4 protein-coding genes and 1 tRNA gene are annotated in these 3,954 nt (G+C 69.9%); 1 reads left to right on the top strand and 4 read right to left on the bottom strand.

Annotated features, from left to right (window positions below):
• The first annotated feature begins 22 nt into the window (after positions 1 to 22).
• Entirely contained in the window at positions 23 to 229 is a 207-nt protein-coding gene (locus tag NQZ70_RS08025; RefSeq protein ID WP_272828082.1) for a hypothetical protein, read from the top strand.
• 201 nt (positions 230 to 430) lie between these two features.
• Here NQZ70_RS08025 and NQZ70_RS08020 read toward each other — a convergent pair whose 3' ends face one another.
• The 4 genes from NQZ70_RS08020 to NQZ70_RS08005 form a co-directional block, all read right to left on the bottom strand.
• Positions 431 to 1,117, bottom strand: coding sequence for an ABC transporter ATP-binding protein (locus tag NQZ70_RS08020; RefSeq protein ID WP_129573690.1), 687 nt, complete (start codon positions 1,115 to 1,117; stop codon positions 431 to 433).
• Complete coding sequence (locus NQZ70_RS08015) at positions 1,110 to 2,330, bottom strand: ABC transporter permease (RefSeq protein ID WP_129573689.1); 1,221 nt, start codon at positions 2,328 to 2,330, stop codon at positions 1,110 to 1,112. The genes NQZ70_RS08020 and NQZ70_RS08015 overlap by 8 nt, the downstream gene beginning before the upstream one ends.
• Before the next feature lies 1 nt (position 2,331).
• Positions 2,332 to 3,540 (bottom strand): efflux RND transporter periplasmic adaptor subunit, encoded by a 1,209-nt coding sequence (locus tag NQZ70_RS08010; protein WP_129573688.1) that lies wholly within the window; start codon positions 3,538 to 3,540, stop codon positions 2,332 to 2,334.
• A gap of 151 nt (positions 3,541 to 3,691) precedes the next feature.
• Positions 3,692 to 3,767, bottom strand: a tRNA-Asn gene (locus NQZ70_RS08005).
• Positions 3,768 to 3,954: the final 187 nt, after the last annotated feature.

Below are 3,954 nucleotides of genomic sequence, written 5' to 3'. Positions count from 1 at the left end.
CGCGCTACTCATCCACGGGGACATGAGCATGCAGGGTAACATCAAGCCCCTGCGCTCACTCACCGAGCCTCTGCAGGTCGCCAAGGACAACGGCGCGAAGCGCGCCCTCATCCCGATCGAGAGCAAGCGGAACTTCCTCGACGTCAGCGCCGACATCATGCAGCACGTCGACCCGATTTTCTTCGGTGATCCGAAGACGGCCGCGATGAAAACCCTCGGCCTGACATGAGGGGCCCCTGGCCGGTTAAACCTCCGCGGTCCCGTCCCGGAAGTGAGCTTCGCTGTTGAACCTCTCGGCTTTTCTCGCACATCGTGCTCGCCGAGCGCCGAACGCCCCCGGAAACGAGCCCTCGGCGGCGGCTCGTCCGCGCGCTCGAAGAGCGGCTCGCGAGGCGCCGGGCTGCGTCCCGGTGCGACGCCTGAATGACCCTCATGCGCGGTCGTTGGCGATGCGCCCGTCGACGATCTCGATCACGCGGTCGCACTGCTCGGCGATGCGCGGATCGTGGGTGACGACGAGGAACGTCGTGCCGAGCTCGCGGTTGAACCGGCGCATCAGCGCGAAGACCTCGGCCGACGACTCGGTGTCGAGGTTCCCCGTCGGCTCGTCGGCGAGGACGAGCGGCGGTCGGCGCGACAGCGCGCGCGCGATGGCCACGCGTTGCTGCTGGCCGCCCGAGAGGGCGGTCGCCCTGAAGTCCATTCGGTCGGCGAGCCCCACCGCTCCGAGCAGCTCGGCCGCGCGCTCCTTCATGGTCGACGAAGGGAAGCCCTCGTCGCCCCAGGCGGGCAGCATCACATTCTCGAGCGCGGTGAACATCGGCAAGAGATGGTGGAACTGGAACACGAAGCCGAGCGTCCGCGCCCGAAGCCTGGTGAGGCTCGCCTCGTCGAGCCCCGTCGTGTCCTTGCCGTCGACGACCACGCGCCCGCGCGTCGGTCGATCGAGCAGGCCGATGATGTTGAGCAGGGTGCTCTTGCCGGAGCCGGACGGACCGATCAGCGCGGCGAACTCGCCCTTCTCGAGCCGGAGATCGACTCCATCGAGCGCGCGCATGACGACGGCCTGACCGTATTCCTTCACCACCCCTTCGACGGCGAGCAGCGGATCAGCCATTGCGGATCGCCGACGCCGGATCGAGCCTTGATGCGCTCCGCGCGGGGAGCACGGCCGCGAGGAGCCCCACGCCGATAGCGAGGGCGGTCGCGAGCACGAAGAGCTCGAGATCGAGCTGCACGGGAAACTTCGGGGCACCGTCGGGCCCGCGCACGAAACCCTCGAAGAGCTTCGACAGGAGCGCCCCGAGCGCCGATCCGACGAACGACCCGAGGAGCCCGAGGACCGCGCCCTGGATCAGGAAGATGCGCAGAACGCGGCCCCGCGACGTGCCGACCGCGCGGAGGATGCCTATCTCGCGCGACTTCTGGACGACCGACACGATGAGCACACTCGCGATCCCCAGCGCGACCGCGAGGACGACGAAGAACTGGATCATGCTCTTCGAGCTGCTCTGCGCCGAGAGGCCGGTGAGCAGCTCGGCGTTGATCTTCATCCAGCTGTCCGCCTTCAGCCCCGTCCTTCCGCGCAGCTCGCCCGCGACGGTCTCGGCGGCGAACACGTCGGCGACCTTGAGCTCGACCGAGGTCGCCCCGCCGGGGAGCGCGTAGAGCGTCTGCGCCCTGCGGAGCGACGTGATCACCCACGTCTTGTCGACCGCCTCGTTACCGAGCGAGAAGACGCCCGTGATCGCGACGACATCGTCGATCCCTTCGGTGGTCGTGATCCGGATCTTGTCGCCGACGCCGGCGCCGAGCTCGTTCGCGAGCACGGCGCCGATGACCGCGTCGCCCCCGGCGACGTCGAACCGGCCCGCGCGCATGCGCTTCCGGACGTCGATGATCGCGAGGAAGCGCTCGGGATCGACGCCGCGCACGACGATGGCGTTCTTCGCCTCGGCGCGGACCGCGAAGCCGGCGCCCACGATCGCCGGCGACGCGGCGATGACGCCGGCGGTGCGCTCCGCGTCGGCCATGACGAGCGGCCACTGGTCGATGGAGCGAAGGCGCTGCGGCGCGGGCTGCACGGAGCGCGCGACGGCGCGATCGTGCGAGGGGTCGACGAGCGGACGCGGCGCTTCGCGCGGCACCTGCAACGTGATGTGCGGCTGCGAGCCGAGCGTCTTGTCGATGAGCGACACCTGGAGGCCGTTGATGAGCGCGGAGAGGAAGACGATCACGCTCACGCCCACCGACACCGCCGCGAGGATCAGCGCGGTCTGCCCCTTCGCGTCGCGCAGGTAACGGAGCGCCACGAACCATTCGAACGGCATCTCAATCGAGCTCCGTGCGCACGCGCTGGCCCGGCGCATGGACCCGTCCGTCGGGCAATACGACGACGCTCCCCTCGTCGAGGCCCTCGATGACCTCGACGGCGCCCTCTCCGCGGATGCCCAGCTTCACGTCCTTGCGCACGAGTCGATCGCCCTCGACCGCGAACAGCCAAGGCGCCGGCGTCGCCGCGTCGCGCACGGCGTCGCTCGGAACGACGAGCGCATTCTCGCGCCGAGCGACCGAGAGATCGATGGAGACGGTCATATCGGGCAAGAGAAAGGCTGGCGCGCTCGGCACCGCGAGGCGCACCTCGACACTGCCCCTCTGCGGATCGATGGAAGGCGCGATGTAGCTCACCTCGGCGTCGAACACCTGTTGCGGATAGGCGTCCGCAGACGCGCGCGCCTGCTGCCCCAGCGCGATCCACGCGAGGTTCCGCTCATCGGGTTGGAAGACGAGCTGCGGGCTCCCGTCCGCGGCGAGCACCATCAACGTTCGCGCCGGCTGCACGACGTCGCCGGGCTCCACGGAGCGCGCGAGCACGACGCCGTCCTGATGCGCCACGATCCGCGTCTGCGCGAGGCGAACGTTCGCGCCGACATACTGCGCCTGCGCCTGGAGGAGCGCAGTCAGCGCGACGCGGGAGTCCGCGCCCATCGGGGTCGAAGCGATGCGTTGCGCCTCCGCCGCGACCTTTTGCGCGCGCGCGAGCTCGACGCTGTGCTGGGCGTTGTCGAGCTCGGCTTGAGCGACCGCCCCCGACGCCGAGAGCTCTCGCACCCGCGCGAGCTCGACCTCGGCACGATCGAGGTTCGTCTCCGCCTGACGAAGCGCCTCCGTCGCGACGATCGCGCCGACGCGGCGGAGCTGCTCGACGCGCGCGTTCGCCTGGTCGACTGCGGCCTTCGCCTGCGACGCCGCCGCGCGCGCCTCGGCGTCGTCGATCTGCACGAGGAGATCGCCCGCCTTCACGCGTTGCTCCTCGATCGCGCCGACCGCGACGACGAGGCCCGGGACCTGCGCCGCGACCTGAACGCGCGTCGGCACCCTCACCCGTCCGCTCGCGACGACGCGCTGCTCGAGCTCCTTTCGAGCGGCCACGGCGACCCTCACCTTGGGTCCACGCGCGCGCACCGCCATCACGATCGTGGAGGCCGCGAGCAACGCGATCAGGATCCAGAGCCCAGGGCGCCGGAAGAGCGTCCGCATCGGCCGGACGGTCTACCACCGAACCGGCGCGGCCTGCGAGGCCCGTCACGCGGAACGTGGGCGCGGGAGAAACGACGAAGCCCCCCGAGGCATGTACCTGGTGCGCTCCGTGAACCGCGCGTCGCTGCGAAGTTCGCAAGGAGATGAAGAGTGGCTCCAGCTGCTGGACTCGAACCAGCGACCCGGCGGTTAACAGCCGCCTGCTCTACCAACTGAGCTAAGCTGGAATGCGTCGGAGACGGGCGCGAGAATAGTCGGCCAGCCCTTCCCGTCAAGCGAATCCGCACCGCGCTTCACTTTGGTGACACGCGCGTGAGCTCGCCCGCTCCCTCCCCTCCTCTCCTGCCCCGCGCTTCGCCTTCCCCCTCGCCCGCTCCCGCGAGATTGCCCGCCTGGCGTGCTTCTGCGAGAACC

The sequence above is a fragment of the Sorangium sp. So ce836 genome, assembly GCF_028553905.1.
Classification (GTDB): domain Bacteria; phylum Myxococcota_A; class Polyangia; order Polyangiales; family Polyangiaceae; genus Sorangium; species Sorangium cellulosum_D.
The sequence above is the reverse complement of the archived record's forward strand: the minus strand, read 5'-3'. Positions and strand labels throughout refer to the sequence as shown.